We start from the raw sequence: 15,738 nt of genomic DNA on the forward strand, positions 1-15,738 counted from the left end.
CCTTATCGTTGCTTTTTTGCACGCAGTGCGCCCCGAAGCGGTCCTTCGGGGCTTACTGCGTTGCACAATCGCCGCTAGAATATTCGGCCAAACTTAAGAAAGGCGAAGGCCATGACTGTGTGGAGCCCTGAGAGCTGGAGATCCAAACCCGGTAAGCAATTACCGACTTATCCCGATATGGATAAGCTTTATTGGGTGGAATCCGAGCTCGCCAAGCGCCCCCCGCTGGTCTTTGCAGGCGAAGTGCGTCGGCTGAAAAGCCAGCTCGCCAATGTGTCCGCCGGGCAAGCCTTCCTGTTGCAGGGGGGTGACTGCGCCGAAAGCTTCAAGGAGTTTTCCGCCGAAACCGTGCGCGACACCTTCCGGGTCCTGCTGCAAATGGCTGTGGTGATGACCTTCGCCAGCGCCAAGCCGGTGGTGAAGGTGGGCCGGATCGCCGGTCAGTTCGCCAAGCCGCGCTCGTCGGACACCGAGACCATCGATGGCGTCACCCTGCCGAGCTATCGCGGGGATTCCATCAATGACATGGCTTTCACCGAAGAGGCGCGGGTGCCCGATCCCGAGCGTCTGATCCGTGCCTATGACCAGTCGGCCGCGACGCTGAACCTGCTGCGGGCACTGGCTTCGGGCGGCTATGCCGACCTTCACAATGTGCACCAGTGGACGCTGGATTTCCTGGCGGGCAGCCCGGCGGGCGAGCGTTATCAGGAATACGCCGACCGGATTGGCGAGGCGCTGGCCTTCATGCGCGCCTGCGGCGTGACCCCGGACGGCGCGCCGTCTCTGGAAGGGGTGGATTTCTTCACCTCCCACGAGGCGCTGCACCTGCCGTTCGAGCAGTCCCTGACCCGGATGGAGAGCAATTCGGGCCGCTGGTACGACACCAGCGCCCACTTGCTGTGGATCGGCGACCGGACGCGTCAGCCGGACCACGCCCATGTGGAATTCATGCGCGGCATCGAGAACCCGATCGGGCTCAAATGCGGCCCGACGCTGGATCCGGACGAGCTCATCCGTCTGATCGACGTGCTCAATCCGCGCGATGAAGCCGGACGGCTGATCCTCTATGTGCGCATGGGCGCGGACAAGGTTGCGGACGGCCTGTTGCCGCTGGTGCGCAAGGTGCAGTCCGAGGGCCGTAACGTGATCTGGTCGTGCGACCCGATGCACGGCAACACGCACAAGGCCGCCAATGGCTACAAGACACGGGATTTCGACAAGGTGCTGTCTGAACTGCGCACCTTCATCGAGGTTCTCCGCGCCGAAGGCGCCGAGCCGGGCGGGGTCCATTTCGAGATGACGGGTCAGGATGTGACCGAATGCGTCGGCGGGGCCGGGCATTTGTCCGAAGCGGATCTGTCGAGCCGGTATCACACTCATTGCGATCCGCGCCTCAATGCCGACCAGGCGCTCGAAATGGCGTTCCAGATCTCCGACGCGCTCAAACCCGCTCAGGGGCTCAAGCGAGGCGTTGTAGCCGCCGAATAGGCGCGCTGCGCGCTCCGACGAGAAAAGCCCGGCTCATGGAGCCGGGCTTTTTGTTGGGCCATTTCGCCCAAAACAAAACCGCCGCCCTTTCGGGCGGCGGCTTCGCATCCACAGATCCGCCCGAAGGCGGGAAATGCTTAGATGTCTTTCAGCGCAGACGCCGGGCGGAACGCCAGTTGCGTCTTGGCTTTGGACATCATTTTTTCGCCGGTCCGCGGGTTGCGCACTTCGCGCGCTTCGCGGTGTTTGGCGTGGAAGGTGCCGAAGCCCGCCAGTTGCACGGAGTCGTCAGACTTCGCTGCGCCGACGATGGCGTCCGCGAACGCGTCGATGGCGTCGCTGGCCTGGGCTTTGGTGATGCCAGCTTTGTCGGCGATGGCTTTGGCGAGTTCAGATTTATTCATCAGGGTTCCCCCCTTGCTTTGATAAGGCGGAAGCGTGGGAATCGCGACCCGCCAACGTTGGACAGCGCCATGAAGCGCGATTCTGATCCCTGATTGCAAGGCTATACAGGCGTTTCCGCTGAATTGGTTTGCAGTCCTAACGGGAAATTACGCGTTATGGTAAACAAAGGGCTACGAAAGCGGCCTGTTGTTTGCTGTTAGGAAACCATGACCTACGCACCTGTCTCATGGCTGAACAGAATCAGCGCCATCGGCCTCGCGGTCGCCGCGACCTGCCTGTCCTATGCAGGTTTCCTGCACATGTTCGACAACGGCACGCTCGCGTGCTTCGTCGCAGCCGTGATTGGCGGCGGCGTGGTGGGACGGATGCACCGTGCGGCGCGCGAAAGCCAAGCTTAGGCCCGGCGTTCAGGTCCGTCTCACGACCAGCGCCTGACGGGGGCTGGCGTTTCTCATCATGGAAAAGGGAAGACCTTAGTCTTCTTTCTGCTCGCCGCGACGCTGGGGGTAGAGCACCATCTGGGTGCAGCGGAAGACGGCGATCTCCTTGTTGTCGCTTTCGCGCCAGCAATTGGCCGACCAGACCTGGGTGGTGCTGCCGCAATGGATGGGCACGGCTTCGCCCAGGACCCGGCCTTCACGGGCGGTGCCGAAGAAGCTGGATGAGACTTCAATGGTGGTGAAGCCGATAGCGCGATCGGGCATGTTCATGCCCGCGCCGTATCCGGCGAGGGTGTCCAGCATGGCGATGATGGTCGCGGTGTGCAGGAAGCCGGTGGGCGCCTGAAGTTCGGGGCGCACGGTCAGCGCGCCGCGAATGAGGCTTTGTCGGGCCTCCAGGACTTCAAGACCGACCAGGCCGGCGAGTCGGCCCTCTGCGCGCGCGTTCAACTGATCTACGTTCATGGAAACCCTCGGTCCGTTGCGGGCAACCGTTCTGTCTCAACAAACGGTATGGGTAAGCTTTAGAACCGAAAGTCTTCACAAGAGGTATAACAGGCGTGCTGTGAGGGCCTTTATTCTCGTTTTACAAGAAGTTTTGTCCGAGCTTGAAGGTTGTCGAACGGGGCGTCAGGTCAGGCGCAAAGCCCTGTCGCGCCTGACCTGAGCACGCTTTAGAGCTTGACCAGCATCTTGCCGATATTCGCGCCAGAGAAGAGACCCATGAATGCGTCCGGGGTCTGATCAATGCCTTCATAGACGGTGTCGCGGGTTTTGACCTTGCCGGCCATCATCCAGTCCGACAGATCGGAAATGAACTCGCCCTGCAGATCGAAATGATCCGACAGGATGAAACCCTGAACCTTGAGCTTCTTGGCGATGATCTGGGTCAGGTTGGTGGGGCCGGGCAGGGGCTGGTCGTCATTATAGCGCGCAATCATGCCGCAGACCGCCATGCGGCCATGCGGGTTGATCACATCGAGCGCGGCTTGCAGATGATCTCCGCCCACATTCTCGAAATAGGCGTCTACCCCGCCAAACGGCTCGGCCGCCGCCCGCACGGCGCCCGCCAGATCATCAGTCGCCTTGTAGTCGACCACGGCGTCCGCGCCGATTTCCGTACAGAAGTCGGTTTTTTCCTTGCCGCCGGCGGTGGTGATGACATTGGCGCCCATGGCCTTGGCGAACTGAACACCGGCCGAGCCGACAGCACCGGCCGCCGCGCTCATCCACAGGGTTTCGCCTTCCTTGAGCTCGATAATGCGCTTGAGGCCGATATAAGCGGTCATGCCCGTCAGGCCGGCGACGCCCAGATAGGCTTCAGGCGGCAGAACGCTGGCGTCGATCTTGGTCAGGGTGTTGGCGGGGGCGACATAGGCTTCGCGCCAGCCTTTCATGCTCATCACCCAGTCGCCTTCGGCAAAGCCGTCTGCGTTGGAGGCGACCACCTGGCCCACTGCGCCGCCTTCGAGCGGCTCGCCAACGGCGAACGGATCGATATAGGTCTTCACCCCGATCATGCGGCCGCGCATATAGGGATCCACGGACAGCCAGGCGTTCTTGACCAGAACCTCGCCTTCGCCCGGTTCGGGCAGTTCCACGTCCGCCATTTCGAAATAGTCTGATTTCACCGCTCCGGTGAAATGCTGGGTCAGGCGGATCTCGCGAGATTTCATGGCGCTGTGTCTCCCCTCAGCTGGACAATGTCCGATACGTTCAGATCAAAGCGATGCTCCATGACCTGATCAAAGGCGAGGAGCTGCAGCAGCACCGTGATCACTATGGTGACAGGGGTCAACAGGACGAAGGAAAAGAGCTTCAGTAATGTGCCCCACAGGGTGCTGGCGTAATGGGCGTACAGCACCCGGCCGGTGACGTAGAAATAATAGAGCGTCACGATAAGCAGGCCGAATACAAGGCTCATTTCCTTGCCCACAAAGGGCAACAGGACAATCGTCAGGACTATCTGCGCTGCCGTCATGGCGTTGATCGTGGTCAAGTAGACCAGCACGGCGCCATAGAGCGTGCGTCTGGGCGCATAGGCCTTGAAGAGCAGGGCGTAGGGCAGAGATGACAGCACCAGGATCGGCCAGATAAAGACCTGAAGCCAGAACCCCCAAACCGCATTGACTTCATCAAGACTTGTACCTTGCTCAGTCAGCCAGGCATTGAGGATTTCAGGTCCCGCCGGCGCAACAGCTTCCACACTTTGTGCATCCGTCCCCACGATAAAGACGGTCAGGGTCATGTAGAGGCCGAACAGGAAAACCAGCAGTCGGATGGGGTTGGCGTAGGCCTGTTGATCCTGATGCAGGACTGCGCCCGCGACCCATTCGGGATGGAGAAAACTATCCTTCAGGGTCCGGATGAAATTGCGGTTCCAGCCCATCAGGCTGTCCAGCATCTCGTCGAGCTGCGGGCCCTTGGGCCCGGGGTCGACCGGTGTGTGCGGCTCTTTGCTCATCCTAAATCCCCAGGCTGAGCCGCAAGGATCGCTCTGTCTGTCTCAATCATCAAGCGCTTCTGCGCACTCAGTCGTTTGACGATAGGGTGGCGGCGGTCTAAAGCCGCGCTTTAGTTCGCGCGCCCGCGCCCTGTCTCAGAACCAGAGTCGATATCCATGACCGTGAAAGTCCGTTTCGCCCCGAGCCCGACCGGCAAGCTGCACGTTGGCAATGTGCGCACCGCCCTGATAAACGTCCTGTTCGCGCGGGGGCAGGGCGGTCAGGTGCTGCTGCGGATCGATGATACGGACCTTGAGCGCTCGACCGCCGCGTTTGAAGACGCCATTCGCGCCGATCTGACCTGGCTGGGCCTGAGCTGGGACGAGACCTTCAAGCAGTCCGAGCGTTTCGACAAATACGAAGCGGCCAAGACGGCGCTGATCGAGCAGGGGTTGCTGTACCCGTGCTACGAGACCGAGGACGAGCTTGATCGCAAGCGCAAGATCCAGCGCGCCCAGGGCAAGCCGCCGGTCTATGACCGCGCCGCGCTGAGCCTGACCGATGATGACAAGGCCAGGCTGGATGCCGAAGGCCGCAAGCCGCACTGGCGCTTCAAGCTGTCGGGCGGCCGCATTGAATGGACCGACCTTGTGCGCGGGCCGAGCCATATCGAGACGAGCTCGGTGTCCGACCCGATCCTGATCCGCGCCGATGGAAGCTATCTGTATACCCTGCCGAGCGTGGTGGATGATCTGGACTCTAAGGTCACCCATATCATTCGCGGCGAGGACCATGTCACCAACTCCGCCGCGCAGATCGAGATTTTCGAAGCGCTGGGCGGCAAGGGTTCGGCCCCGGCCATGGGCCATATGGCGCTGCTGGTGGGCGCGGATGGCGACAAGCTCTCCAAGCGCCTGGGCTCGCTCTCGATTGAAGACCTGCGTGATCTGGATGGCTTCGAGCCGATGGCGATCTGCTCCCTGCTCGCCAAGATCGGCACCTCTGATGCCGTGGATGTACGCTCCGCGCTGCAGCAGCTGGCGGACGAATTCGATTTCGGCAAGCTGTCTCGCACCCCGGCGCGGTTTGACCCCGAAGAGCTCAAGCGCCTGAACGCCAAACTGGTGCACGCCATGGATTATGCCGATGTGCATGATCGCCTGGCGGCGCTGAATGCGGATGGCGGCGAGGCGTTCTGGGCGGCGGTGCGTCCCAATCTGACGGTGGTCAAGGATGTCGTGGAATGGGCGCGTCTGATCGAAGGTCCGGTCACGCCGGCCATTGCAGATGAGGATGTGGATTTCGCCGCCCAGGCGGCCGAGCTCCTGCCTGAAGGAGCGCTCACCCAGGACAGTTGGGGCGCCTGGACCTCTGCACTGAAAGAAGCGACGGGCCGCAAGGGCAAGAGCCTGTTCCTGCCTCTGCGCATGGCTCTGACCGGTCAGCAGCGCGGCCCGGAAATGGCTGACTTGCTGCCGCTGATCGGTGCTGAAAAGGCCAAGGCGCGTCTGAAGGGCGTGACAGTCTAGGACTGCCCACACATTGAATGACAAAACCCCGGAGCCCGGCTCCGGGGTTTTTGTTTTTGCTCTGTATCGTATCATGCCGGACGCCATGGGCGATCCAGGATTTACTGAAACCGCTCTGTTCTGATCACAGAAGCGAAACGGGTAGATCCCGGCTCAAGGCCGGGATGAGGTTTTGAGAGGGTCGTACAAACACCCCCATCCCCGCCTGTAGGAGCGAGGGCATGAGCAGGGCGCGCGGGAGCAGTCCGGGCGATTATGGGGTCTGTTTTATTGTTATGGAGCCCGATAAGGCTCCCGCGCGCGGTGATGTTTTCTACGGCCTCGACCGGCTTGCTGACGCCACTTCTACGCAGCCTGTCCAAGCTGGACGATTGTCAGTCGTCCGCCCAAGGGATTCCTGCCCCAAGGGCACGGCTCCAACAGGATCGCCGGAATGTACGAAGTCCCGCCTTTTCGCTGCAGCGCGGTGCGTTAAACCGCGCCCGCTCGGGACACCACCACTCCCCCCGAACCCAACGCGCCGGCCGCCTGCTCTGGAGGAGTGGGGAGATTATGGAGGAAGGTCGGGAGGGTGGGGATAAGTTGGACTTATCCGCAGGGCGGTTGGTCGAGGCCAGCGGGGGATTTGGTGAAGATGTCCACGCCATCCTTGGTCACACCCACCGAATGCTCGAACTGGGCGGACAGGGTCTTGTCGCGGGTCACCGCGGTCCAGCCGTCATTGAGGATTTTCACGCCCGGCTTGCCGATATTGAGCATGGGTTCGATCGTGAAGAACATGCCTTCCTCGATCACCGGGCCCGTGCCGTATTCGCCAAAGTGAAGCACGTTCGGCGCATCGTGGAACAGGCGGCCCAGACCGTGGCCGCAGAAATCGCGCACCACGGAATAGCGCTGGGCTTCGGCGTATTCCTGGATGGCGGCGCCAATATCGCCGAACGTGTTGCCCGGTTTGACCATCTCGATGCCGCGCATCATGGCTTCATAGGTCACTTCGACGAGGCGGGCCGCCTTGCGCTTGACCTCGCCCACCCCGAACATGCGCGAGGTGTCGCCATGCCAGCCATCAAGCACGCAGGTCACGTCGATATTGACGATGTCGCCTTCGCGCAGCGGCTTGGTGTTGGGAATGCCGTGGCAAACCACATGGTTGATCGAGGTGCAGCTCGACTTGGTGTAGCCGCGATAGAAGATCGTGGCCGGCGCCGCGCCATGGTCGAGATAGAATTCACGAACGAGATCATCGAGCTCCTGGGTCGTCACACCCGGTTTCACATGCTCGACCAGCATGTCCAGCGCCCTGGCGGACAGCTGGCCAGCCTTGCGCATGCCCTCGAAATCCTCAGGCTTGTGGCGTTTGATATGCCCATCGCGCGTCGGCGCGGCGTCGAGGTCTAGCCCGGTCTCAGTCACGTCTCATCCGTTCGTTGCCTGACCCCTATATAAACGCGCCCGAGCCATGATGGAATGATCCAAGGGCCCGGGCGCGCATTCGTTCGCAGTTTCGCCTGAATTACTGGGCGAAGAAGCTGTCTTCGTTCCAGTGCGGGGTCTCTTCCGCGTTGGCGATCGCGTTGATGATGGCGAGGTTGATGTTGGCGAACTTGGCGCCTTGATCGAACATCACGCCGGCATCGGTTTCATCGCCGGGGGCGTGATAGTCGCCGCCCAGGAAGTTCAGGAAGCCCTGGCCTTCATCATCATCCGGATTGGGGCTGGAAAAGCCCGTCATCAGGAAGACCGACGGCACGCCCTGGCGCACGAAGTTGTAGTGGTCCGAACGCACGAACAGCGCCTGTTGCGGCAGCGGGTCGGGCGAGATGCTCGCGCCCGCGCTCTGGGCGGCGGCCTCGGCGATCGGGCCCAGGCTGGAGTGCTCGGCGCCGAAGGCGATCAGGTCGTTGAACTCGTAGCGGATGACCGGCATGTCCAGATTGACGTTGGCCACCATGCCTTCCATCGCCGGGGTGATATTCGCGGCGATGTGCGCCGAGCCCAGAAGGCCTTTTTCTTCCGCGGTCAGGCCAATGAAGACCACGGGACGACGCTGGCGTTCCATCTCGGCCATGGCGCGAGCGGTTTCGATCATGATCGCCGAGCCCGACGCATTGTCGAGCGCGCCGTTGCAGATCCGGTCCACATCCTCTTCCAGGCGGCAGATGCCGATATGGTCAAGGTGGGCGGTCACGATCACGGGCTCATCAGCCAGTTCGGGATCGGACCCCGGAAGGACACCGACGACGTTATCAGAATAGACCATCTCGCGCTCGGTCTTGGCCGAGATCGTCACGGTCTGGTTGAAGGCAAAGCCTTCAGGAGTTTCGCCATTGATGGCCGCTTCGACCATGGCGGCGTAATCGTGTCCGGCGCTTTCGAACAGACGCGTTGCAATGGCGTCGGAAACAGCCGCGCGCACTTGCAGTTCAGAGGCGGCGGATGCGGCTTCCGTGGTCATGCTCTCGCCCGCGGCGTAGGGCGCCATGCGTTCAAAGGTGAACCGCGACAGGCCTTCGGGCATCAGCGCGATCATGCCGATGGCGCCATTGTCGGCGGCGTATTGCGCCTTGGTGCGGCTGGAATTGAGGTGGGCGCTGATATCGGAGGGCAGCTCACCCGGCGTTCCCATCAACACCACGACGATCTTGCCTTCAACGTCCAGGCCTTCGTAATCGTCATGGCCCAGTTGCGGGGCGTCGAGACCAAAGCCGACGAACACCGCCTCTGCTTCGACCTGAGCGTCATCCAGCACCGCATGAGCCGAGACGACGAAGTCTTCGCCGGGCGTCAGGTTGTCGCCGTTGAGGACAAAGCTGGCTTCATCCTGGTTGGCGGACATCACCTGAAGCGGCACCGGAGCGCGATAGCCGTCCATGCCGCCGGCCTCAAGGCCGATCAAGCGGAACTGGCTTTCCATATAGGCGGCGGCGATGTCATAGCCGCGCTCACCCGCTTCACGGCCTTCCAGAAGGTCATCGGCGAGGAAGCGGATATGGGCTTCAATGGAGGAGGCCGCGACGACGGGCGCGGCGTTCTCCTGAACCTGGGTTTGGGTTTGTTCTGTTGACGGAACAGTCGCGCAGGCGCTCAGCACAAGGGCGCTGGCTGCAGCGGCAAGAATGGAACGCATGAAAGTCTCCCCTTAATCACGGCCGGACTATAGGCCTGAGGGCGAGGGGATAAAACTTTCCGGTCTGTAATGCGCAGCAAGCGTCGCTTCAGCCACGCTTCAAACGGGCGTCCAGCGCATCCGCGGCCTGGCTTAAAGTCTCGTCCGGCTTGCCATAATGGCGGGCGAATCCTTCGACCAGTCGCGCCGGGCGTCCGGTTGAGAGCTGGAAGCAGACCAGCCGCGTGACGGCGCGAAACACCGTTTCGCCATCGGATAGGCGTCGAAACTGATACCAGCGTTCGGCGCGCAGCTTGCCGTCGGATCGGGCGATCCAAACGGCGCAGGCGATCTCCTCGCCCTTGCGGCAATGACCCAGATAATCCGCTTCGGTGCGCAGGATCGCCATGCCGCGATCCAGATTCCGACAATCGTCTCGGGTGTAGCCATCCGCCTCCCAATGCGCCCAGGCGGTCCTGTCGGCCCATTTGAGATAGACCGAATTGTTGGCGTGATCGAAGTCGTCAATATCGTCCGCCGCGACGGTGACGGGCAGGATGAAAGGCTCGGGCAAATCCCAGCCGCTGTCATCAGGGTTCAGGATGTGGGTCTCGCTCACAGTTTCACCTCGATCTCACGAACGACCTCTATGCCGTCCAACGTCACAGCGCAGGCCCAGGCGATCACCTCGACACCCGAGGCGGCGGCGTCGCGCAGGGCCTGGGCATAGTTGGGGTCAAGGTCCTCGGCGGGGGAGAGGACGTCGCAATCATTGCGTTGAACGATGAAGAGCTGCACGGCGCGGCAGCCCTGGCGCACCATGTCGGACAATTCACCAAGATGTTTCGCGCCGCGCGTGGTGACGCTGTCAGGAAACTCCGCCAGGCCGGGCGTGCGCATCAGATGGCAGTTTTTCACTTCCACATAGCAGGTCGGGCGATCCTCGCTGTCCAGCAAGAGATCGATGCGCGAATTGGCCCCGTATTTCACTTCGCGCTTGAGGCTGTCATAGCCCGATAGTGTTGCGATCACGCCTGATGTGATGGCCTCTTCGGCCAGCGCGTTGGGGCGATTGGTATTGATGCCGATCAGGGCGCCGTCCGCCTCAAGGACCTCCAGCGTGTATTTCAGCTTGCGCTTGGGATTGTCGGTCTGGCTGAGCCAGCACCGGCTGCCCGGGTCCTTCAACCCCATCATGGAGCCGGGATTGGGACAGTGCGCCGTGACCGTTTCTCCGCTGTCCAGCGTCACATCGGCGAGGAAGCGTTTATAGCGCTTGATCAGCACGCCGGGATGGAGCGGGTCGGAAAAACGCATCATCAAACCTTGGAGAGCACGAAGGGCGGGACCATAGTCTGCCCATCAACGCACGCAAGAGAGGGGGCGGCCATGAGTGAGACCGAAACCCGGACTGTCAGCGCCGGGATTGTCGTTATCGGAGATGAAATCCTGTCGGGCCGCACCCGCGACATCAATGTGCAGCAGATTGCCGAATTCCTGGCGCCGCTGGGCATCGGTCTCAAGGAAGTGCGCATCGTCTCTGATGAGCAGGACGCCATCATCGAAGCGGTGAAAGCCCTGTCCGATCGTTGTGACTATGTGTTCACCACCGGCGGCATCGGGCCGACTCATGACGACATTACCGCGGACGCTGTCGCGGCGGCGTTTGGCCGGTCGATTGATGTGCGTGACGACGCGCTTGCGATTCTCAAGGACTGGTACGCCAAGGCCAAAACCGAAATCACGCCCGCACGCCTGCGCATGGCGCGCATTCCCGATGGCGCCGTGCTGATCGACAATCCCGTGACCGGGGCGCCGGGCTTCCAGCTTGAGAATGTCTTTGTCATGGCGGGCGTGCCCAAGATCGCCCGCGGCATGCTTGAAGATGTCGCGCCGCGCCTGACCCGCGGCGCGGTCACCCATTCAGTCACCGTACGCCTGGAGAATGCGCGTGAGGGGGATCTCGCTGAAGCGTTGGGCCAGATGCAGACAGATTATCCGTCTGTCTCACTGGGCTCCTACCCCTGGTTCCAGGAAGCGGAGGACGGGTCCATCACGCGCGGCGTGGCGCTGGTCGCCCGCGGCACGGATCAGGACGTGCTGGCCGAAGTTGAACGGGCCCTGCAAGCATTGGCTCAATAAGGCGTTCCAGCAACCGGGCCTTAACGTGCTGGAGGCCATGCTTGCCGTCCCGCGCAGGCCATCTTACGTTTTGGCCTGAACCCGCCTTACCGGCCCTGATGCGTCAGGGCTTCAAGCCTGATTTGAGGACCGCCGCCGATGTCTTACGGCTATACCGACCCGATCATCCGCAATGACGACGAAGACGGCGAAGACAAGGACGCGCCGAAAACCCCCGATTATGTGGGCAAGGCGCTCTTTGAAAGCCGCACCATCCTGATCACCGGGGGCATTTCGGACAAGACCGCGCGCGAGGTTTGCGCCCAACTGTTTGCGCTGGCGGCCAAGTCCGACGATCCGATCCTGATGGTGATTTCCTCGCCGGGCGGTCACGTGGAATCGGGCGACATGATCCACGACACCATGAAGTTCATCAAACCGCGCGTGATCGTGCTCGGTTCGGGCTGGGTGGCGAGCGCCGGGGCGCTGATTTATGTGGGCGCCAACAAGGAAGACCGCTACGCGCTCCCGAACACCCGCTTTCTGCTGCACCAACCGTCCGGCGGCGCTGGCGGCATGGCGTCCGATATCGAGATCCAGGTCCGCGAGATGCGCTCCATGCGTCAGCGGCTGAACCAGATCTTCGCCGACGCCACCGGCAAATCTCTCGAGCAGATCGAGAAAGACACCGACCGCGATTTCTGGCTGTCCGCCAAGGATGCGGTGGAATACGGCCTGTGCGGCAAGATCATCACCAGCCAGGACGAGATCAAACGCTAGACCTCTGACGCGCAAGTCTCTCCGAAAACCGGTTCCCATTTTTTCGGATTGCGCTCTAAGGGCTTCACCCTTCTGCGAAACCACAGCGGGCCGGACTTGGAAAAGTCCGGCCCGTTTCGTATTCAGGATGAACGGTGTTCGCACAACACACCTCGCGGGCGTGGCGGAATTGGTAGACGCACCGGACTTAAAATCCGTTGGGCGGTAACGCCCGTGCCGGTTCGAGTCCGGCCGCCCGCACCAAGTGTTCCTTATCCTCTAGCCGGTCCGGGCTTTCACCCCTCGCTGACGCTGCGGCCACAGGCGCAAGCGCTTTACACGTATGGCGAGTAAGGCCTGACTTTTGACAATCTTGATGTGAAGGCTTTCGTGATAATCAAGAGCAGTTACCATAAAAATGGTGTAGTTGGATGAAAAAATCTCCAATCAGGATTTTATGCAATTTCAATTTGATAGAATTTCGCGATTGATCCGAATATATAGATATTATTAACTGTAAAAAATACTCATACATATTGCCAATATGCGTGTGTAGAATAAAAATCTACAAGCGAATGAAGTTTAGATGGTCATTTGTAGTGGGGCCTGGCTTTGGATAGGTCATTGTATGCGCGCTTCTTGCTGCACGAGGAACCAAATATCTGGTATGCGGCTGTAGGCGGTGAAGTAACCATAGACAAATCAGTCAGAAACCTTCAAAGACTCTCAAAGCGAATAGTCGAAGAGCGTTTGAGCGGACTGGTCATTGATTATCGTGCGGCGCGCTTGAACCTGATGGCCGGTGAATTCGCGGAACTGGCGAAACGGTTCAGTCTCTTTCTACCGCCCTATTTTCAGGTGGCCTATCTGACCAATCGTCGAAATGCGCCACAAGCGGCTTTAATGATCAAGCTTCTGATAGAGAACGGTTTGTTCGTGCGCGGCTTCGCGGAGTGGGAGGTCATGGCGAAATGGCTTGGCTGTCCGTATGCGGTGGATCCCATTCCTTCGACCGTCTGGCTCTAGCTGGAGTGCGCCTCGTCGCTCAAATCGCTCAGAAGTCATTAAATTATAATCGGGTACACAGGCTCGATGACACACTCTGTCTATGCCAGTCAGCTGATCTGTGAAGCGCCAAGGGTGTGGTATCTCGCCCTGGGGACCGGGATTACGCTTGAGCAATCGGCGGCCTTGATCCGGAATCTGGCTAGGCAGCTATCCCGCCCGGTCGTGAGCGGACTCATCATTGATTACCGGGCAGCCACCCTGCGACGCTTGATCAATGAGTATGCGGAGCTGGCTCTCAGCATCAGCGTCAATGCCCCGCCGGGTTTGCGGATCAGCTATATAACGAACCGGCGCAACGGACGCTACGCGGCCCTGATGGTCGACCTATTGCGGGAAAGGTCCATGGATGCGCGCGGTTTTTCGCGTTGGAGCGAGCTGTTGAGCTGGCAAGGGTGCGACGGGTCCATTGAGGACCCATTGCCTGATTACCCGGAAGACTCTGTGGTCCTGATCTAACCCTAAGCGCCGGTGGCGACCTATTCCGCCGTGACCGCGGCAGGTGTCGCCTCAGCGCGGGGTTGGCGCAGTGCGTCGCCCGTCAGAACCAGAGCGCTCAGCATCATGCCCGCAAAGACGCCCCAGGCGGCAGGGCTCTGATAGCCGCTGACCCCATAGGCGAGGAAATGCGCGCTGGCGCCGATGCCGATCAACGCCGCTCCGGCCAGTTTCAGCCCGCACGACAGACCTGCCTTGGACGGGGCGAACTGGCTGAGGCCGGTCAGGACGATCAGCCCGATCCAGAAGACTGGAGCCAGCAGTGCATCTGCAAGCCCGAAAACCCGATCCAGAGTCAGGCACAGACCGATCAGCGCCACCGGTCCCCAGACCAGAGCGATCCAGGCGCGTTCAAGCCGGGGCTGGGGGCCTTTCTTGCGGGCGCGTTTGTACAGCCAGAGCTGGATGCCGCTGACGCAGACGACGCACAGGGCGAGGCCGAGCAATACATAGACGAGCTTGATCGGCACGCCGCCCCAATTGCCGAAATGCAGGTTGTAGACGGACGCCATGGCCTGTTGACCGAACTCCCCGTTCTCGAGTCCGGTCTGGCCGATGAAACGGCCATCGGGTGAGAACTGGAGGTATTCGCCGAAGATCAGGCGGTCGGGCGCGGCGGTCAGGATCTGCAGCGTCTGCTCATCCTCGCCCGGATGGTGGATCTGGACGATCCACGGGATCAGCCCGTCCTCGGCGAAATCGCGCTCCACCACGCGCAGGGCCTGGGCGGCGTCAGGCAGGGGGCCTGCGGGCGCCGCCTGTTCTGCGCCGGCGCCGAACACCGTGTCGAACATGTCGGTCACGGTCATTTCGGGCTCGGACTGGGCCAGCACCACAGCGACGATCGTCGCCAGCCCCAGGGCGGCGCCGGTCAGCGGGATCATGATGTGAAAGGGCGCGCCCCAGACCGATAGCCGGTTATGCCGGTCCGCCAGGCTCAGCTGGCCATTGCCCGGCTTGTGGCTGCGAAAGGCGTCCCTGAAGACCCGCGGATGGGCCAGAAAGCCTGACAGGACGAGCGCCAGCATCATCACGCCCATAAGGCCGACCACGATCAGACCCAGAGTGGAAGGCAGGTGGAGATAATAATGCATGTCGATGAGAAATTCGGAGAAGCCGTGGTCGATCGGCTCTCCCAGGGTCGCGGTCTCATCAATGAACCAGTAGCTGTCTTCATAGCCGCCCGCCAGACGCGGCGAATCCGGCGTCGGCATGAAGATCATGATCTCATGGGGGACTTCGCCGGCCGCTTGTGCGTGATCAAGAACCGCCTGGGCGGCGTTCTGCGCCAGCTCGGGCGAGACGCTCTGGACTTCGCGAATATGCGGCTGTTCCCAGCGGGCGAACTCGGCGTGGAAGACCACAAGCACCCCGCTCAGAGACACGATATACAAAAGCGCGCCCAGAATGACGCCGATGCCGGCATGGGCCGACAGCATGCGCGCCACCAGCTTGGCGGACAGGTCAGGCCAGAGAGAGGAGCGGGCGGAAGCGGCCATGGCGGGTCTCATGAAACAACAGGCGGAAGACAAAGCGCCAGAACGGCGAAGAGGGCGGCCAGTCCGGCCAGCGAGAGGGTGCGCCAGCGCAGGCGCGCCTCAAGTGTTGAGACGACGGCCAGACCCGCCCAGGCGATGGGCGCGAACAGGAATACAAGCAGCAAGCCATCCGGCATGGACCAGCCGATCACCTGCGTGATCCGCAACAGGGCGATGGAGGCGATCAAGGTCACGCCAAGCGCGAACGGTCCCGCCAACAGGCTGACGCCCAGCGTGCGCAGGGTCGCATAGCCGCGCCCACGCGTTTGAGGCGCGGAGGCGGCGGCGCCTGCCGGGGCGCCGATCCGCTGGCTCATGCCCGGCGTCATCAGGGTCATCGCGCCC

Annotated in this window: 16 protein-coding genes, 1 tRNA gene and 1 pseudogene; 8 read left to right on the forward strand and 10 right to left on the reverse strand. The window is 61.4% G+C overall.

Annotated elements, in window-relative coordinates:
* Window positions 1-111 precede the first annotated feature (111 nt).
* A complete protein-coding gene (locus RBA95_RS10410) occupies window positions 112-1,488 on the forward strand; it encodes a class II 3-deoxy-7-phosphoheptulonate synthase (RefSeq protein ID WP_306016788.1) in 1,377 nt (458 codons plus the stop codon).
* 137 nt (window positions 1,489-1,625) lie between these two features.
* Here RBA95_RS10410 and RBA95_RS10415 read toward each other — a convergent pair whose 3' ends face one another.
* Complete coding sequence (locus RBA95_RS10415; RefSeq protein WP_306016789.1) at window positions 1,626-1,892, reverse strand: HU family DNA-binding protein; 267 nt, start codon at window positions 1,890-1,892, stop codon at window positions 1,626-1,628.
* A 207-nt stretch (window positions 1,893-2,099) separates the two neighbouring features.
* Here RBA95_RS10415 and RBA95_RS10420 point away from each other — a divergent pair, with 207 nt between their 5' ends.
* Window positions 2,100-2,291 (forward strand): hypothetical protein, encoded by a 192-nt coding sequence (locus RBA95_RS10420; RefSeq protein ID WP_306016790.1) that lies wholly within the window; start codon window positions 2,100-2,102, stop codon window positions 2,289-2,291.
* 75 nt (window positions 2,292-2,366) lie between these two features.
* Here the strand turns inward: RBA95_RS10420 and RBA95_RS10425 are convergent, their stop codons facing one another.
* From RBA95_RS10425 to RBA95_RS10435, 3 genes are all read right to left on the reverse strand, one after another.
* Window positions 2,367-2,798, reverse strand: a complete 432-nt coding sequence (locus RBA95_RS10425) for a PaaI family thioesterase (protein WP_306016791.1) — start codon at window positions 2,796-2,798, stop codon at window positions 2,367-2,369.
* A 209-nt stretch (window positions 2,799-3,007) separates the two neighbouring features.
* A complete protein-coding gene (locus RBA95_RS10430) occupies window positions 3,008-4,009 on the reverse strand; it encodes an NADP-dependent oxidoreductase (protein ID WP_306016792.1) in 1,002 nt (333 codons plus the stop codon).
* Window positions 4,006-4,797, reverse strand: a complete 792-nt coding sequence (locus tag RBA95_RS10435; protein ID WP_306016793.1) for a DUF3667 domain-containing protein — start codon at window positions 4,795-4,797, stop codon at window positions 4,006-4,008. The genes RBA95_RS10430 and RBA95_RS10435 overlap by 4 nt, the downstream gene beginning before the upstream one ends.
* A 156-nt stretch (window positions 4,798-4,953) precedes the next feature.
* On the opposite strand from RBA95_RS10435, the gene gltX reads away from it, so the two are divergent.
* Window positions 4,954-6,306 carry a glutamate--tRNA ligase gene (gene gltX, locus RBA95_RS10440; protein WP_306016794.1) on the forward strand — a complete coding sequence of 451 codons (1,353 nt, stop codon included), beginning with the start codon at window positions 4,954-4,956 and terminating at the stop codon, window positions 6,304-6,306.
* Between the two features lie 588 nt (window positions 6,307-6,894).
* Here gltX and map read toward each other — a convergent pair.
* The 4 genes from map to sfsA form a co-directional block, all read right to left on the reverse strand.
* On the reverse strand, window positions 6,895-7,719 hold the full coding sequence (gene map, locus RBA95_RS10445; RefSeq protein WP_306016795.1) for a type I methionyl aminopeptidase: 825 nt from the start codon (window positions 7,717-7,719) through the stop codon (window positions 6,895-6,897).
* Window positions 7,720-7,819: 100 nt separating this feature from the next.
* Window positions 7,820-9,433: a M28 family metallopeptidase gene (locus tag RBA95_RS10450; protein ID WP_306016796.1), complete on the reverse strand. Its 1,614-nt coding sequence runs from the start codon at window positions 9,431-9,433 to the stop codon at window positions 7,820-7,822.
* A gap of 88 nt (window positions 9,434-9,521) precedes the next feature.
* A complete protein-coding gene (locus RBA95_RS10455) occupies window positions 9,522-10,031 on the reverse strand; it encodes a thioesterase family protein (protein ID WP_306016797.1) in 510 nt (169 codons plus the stop codon).
* Window positions 10,028-10,729 carry a DNA/RNA nuclease SfsA gene (sfsA, locus tag RBA95_RS10460; protein ID WP_306016798.1) on the reverse strand — a complete coding sequence of 234 codons (702 nt, stop codon included), beginning with the start codon at window positions 10,727-10,729 and terminating at the stop codon, window positions 10,028-10,030. Before sfsA ends, RBA95_RS10455 begins: the two co-directional genes overlap by 4 nt.
* A gap of 72 nt (window positions 10,730-10,801) precedes the next feature.
* Between sfsA and RBA95_RS10465 the strand changes: the two genes are divergently transcribed.
* From RBA95_RS10465 to RBA95_RS10485, 5 genes are all read left to right on the forward strand, one after another.
* Complete coding sequence (locus RBA95_RS10465) at window positions 10,802-11,554, forward strand: molybdopterin-binding protein (RefSeq protein WP_306016799.1); 753 nt, start codon at window positions 10,802-10,804, stop codon at window positions 11,552-11,554.
* A gap of 138 nt (window positions 11,555-11,692) precedes the next feature.
* Window positions 11,693-12,313, forward strand: a complete 621-nt coding sequence (locus RBA95_RS10470; RefSeq protein ID WP_306016800.1) for an ATP-dependent Clp protease proteolytic subunit — start codon at window positions 11,693-11,695, stop codon at window positions 12,311-12,313.
* Window positions 12,314-12,467: 154 nt separating this feature from the next.
* A tRNA-Leu gene (locus RBA95_RS10475) sits at window positions 12,468-12,556 on the forward strand.
* 360 nt (window positions 12,557-12,916) lie between these two features.
* Entirely contained in the window at window positions 12,917-13,318 is a 402-nt protein-coding gene (locus RBA95_RS10480; protein WP_306016801.1) for a hypothetical protein, read from the forward strand.
* Window positions 13,319-13,384: 66 nt separating this feature from the next.
* A complete protein-coding gene (locus tag RBA95_RS10485; protein WP_306016802.1) occupies window positions 13,385-13,816 on the forward strand; it encodes a hypothetical protein in 432 nt (143 codons plus the stop codon).
* Between the two features lie 20 nt (window positions 13,817-13,836).
* On the opposite strand, the gene RBA95_RS10490 is transcribed toward RBA95_RS10485, so the two are convergent.
* Together RBA95_RS10490 and RBA95_RS10495 are read right to left on the reverse strand one after the other, a co-directional pair.
* Window positions 13,837-15,354 carry a PepSY domain-containing protein gene (locus tag RBA95_RS10490; RefSeq protein WP_306016803.1) on the reverse strand — a complete coding sequence of 506 codons (1,518 nt, stop codon included), beginning with the start codon at window positions 15,352-15,354 and terminating at the stop codon, window positions 13,837-13,839.
* An 8-nt stretch (window positions 15,355-15,362) separates the two neighbouring features.
* Window positions 15,363-15,738 (reverse strand): annotated as a pseudogene (locus RBA95_RS10495) (hypothetical protein); the annotation flags it as partial.

The organism is Oceanicaulis sp. MMSF_3324 (genome assembly GCF_030733545.1).
In the GTDB taxonomy this organism is placed as follows: Bacteria; Pseudomonadota; Alphaproteobacteria; order Caulobacterales; family Maricaulaceae; genus Oceanicaulis.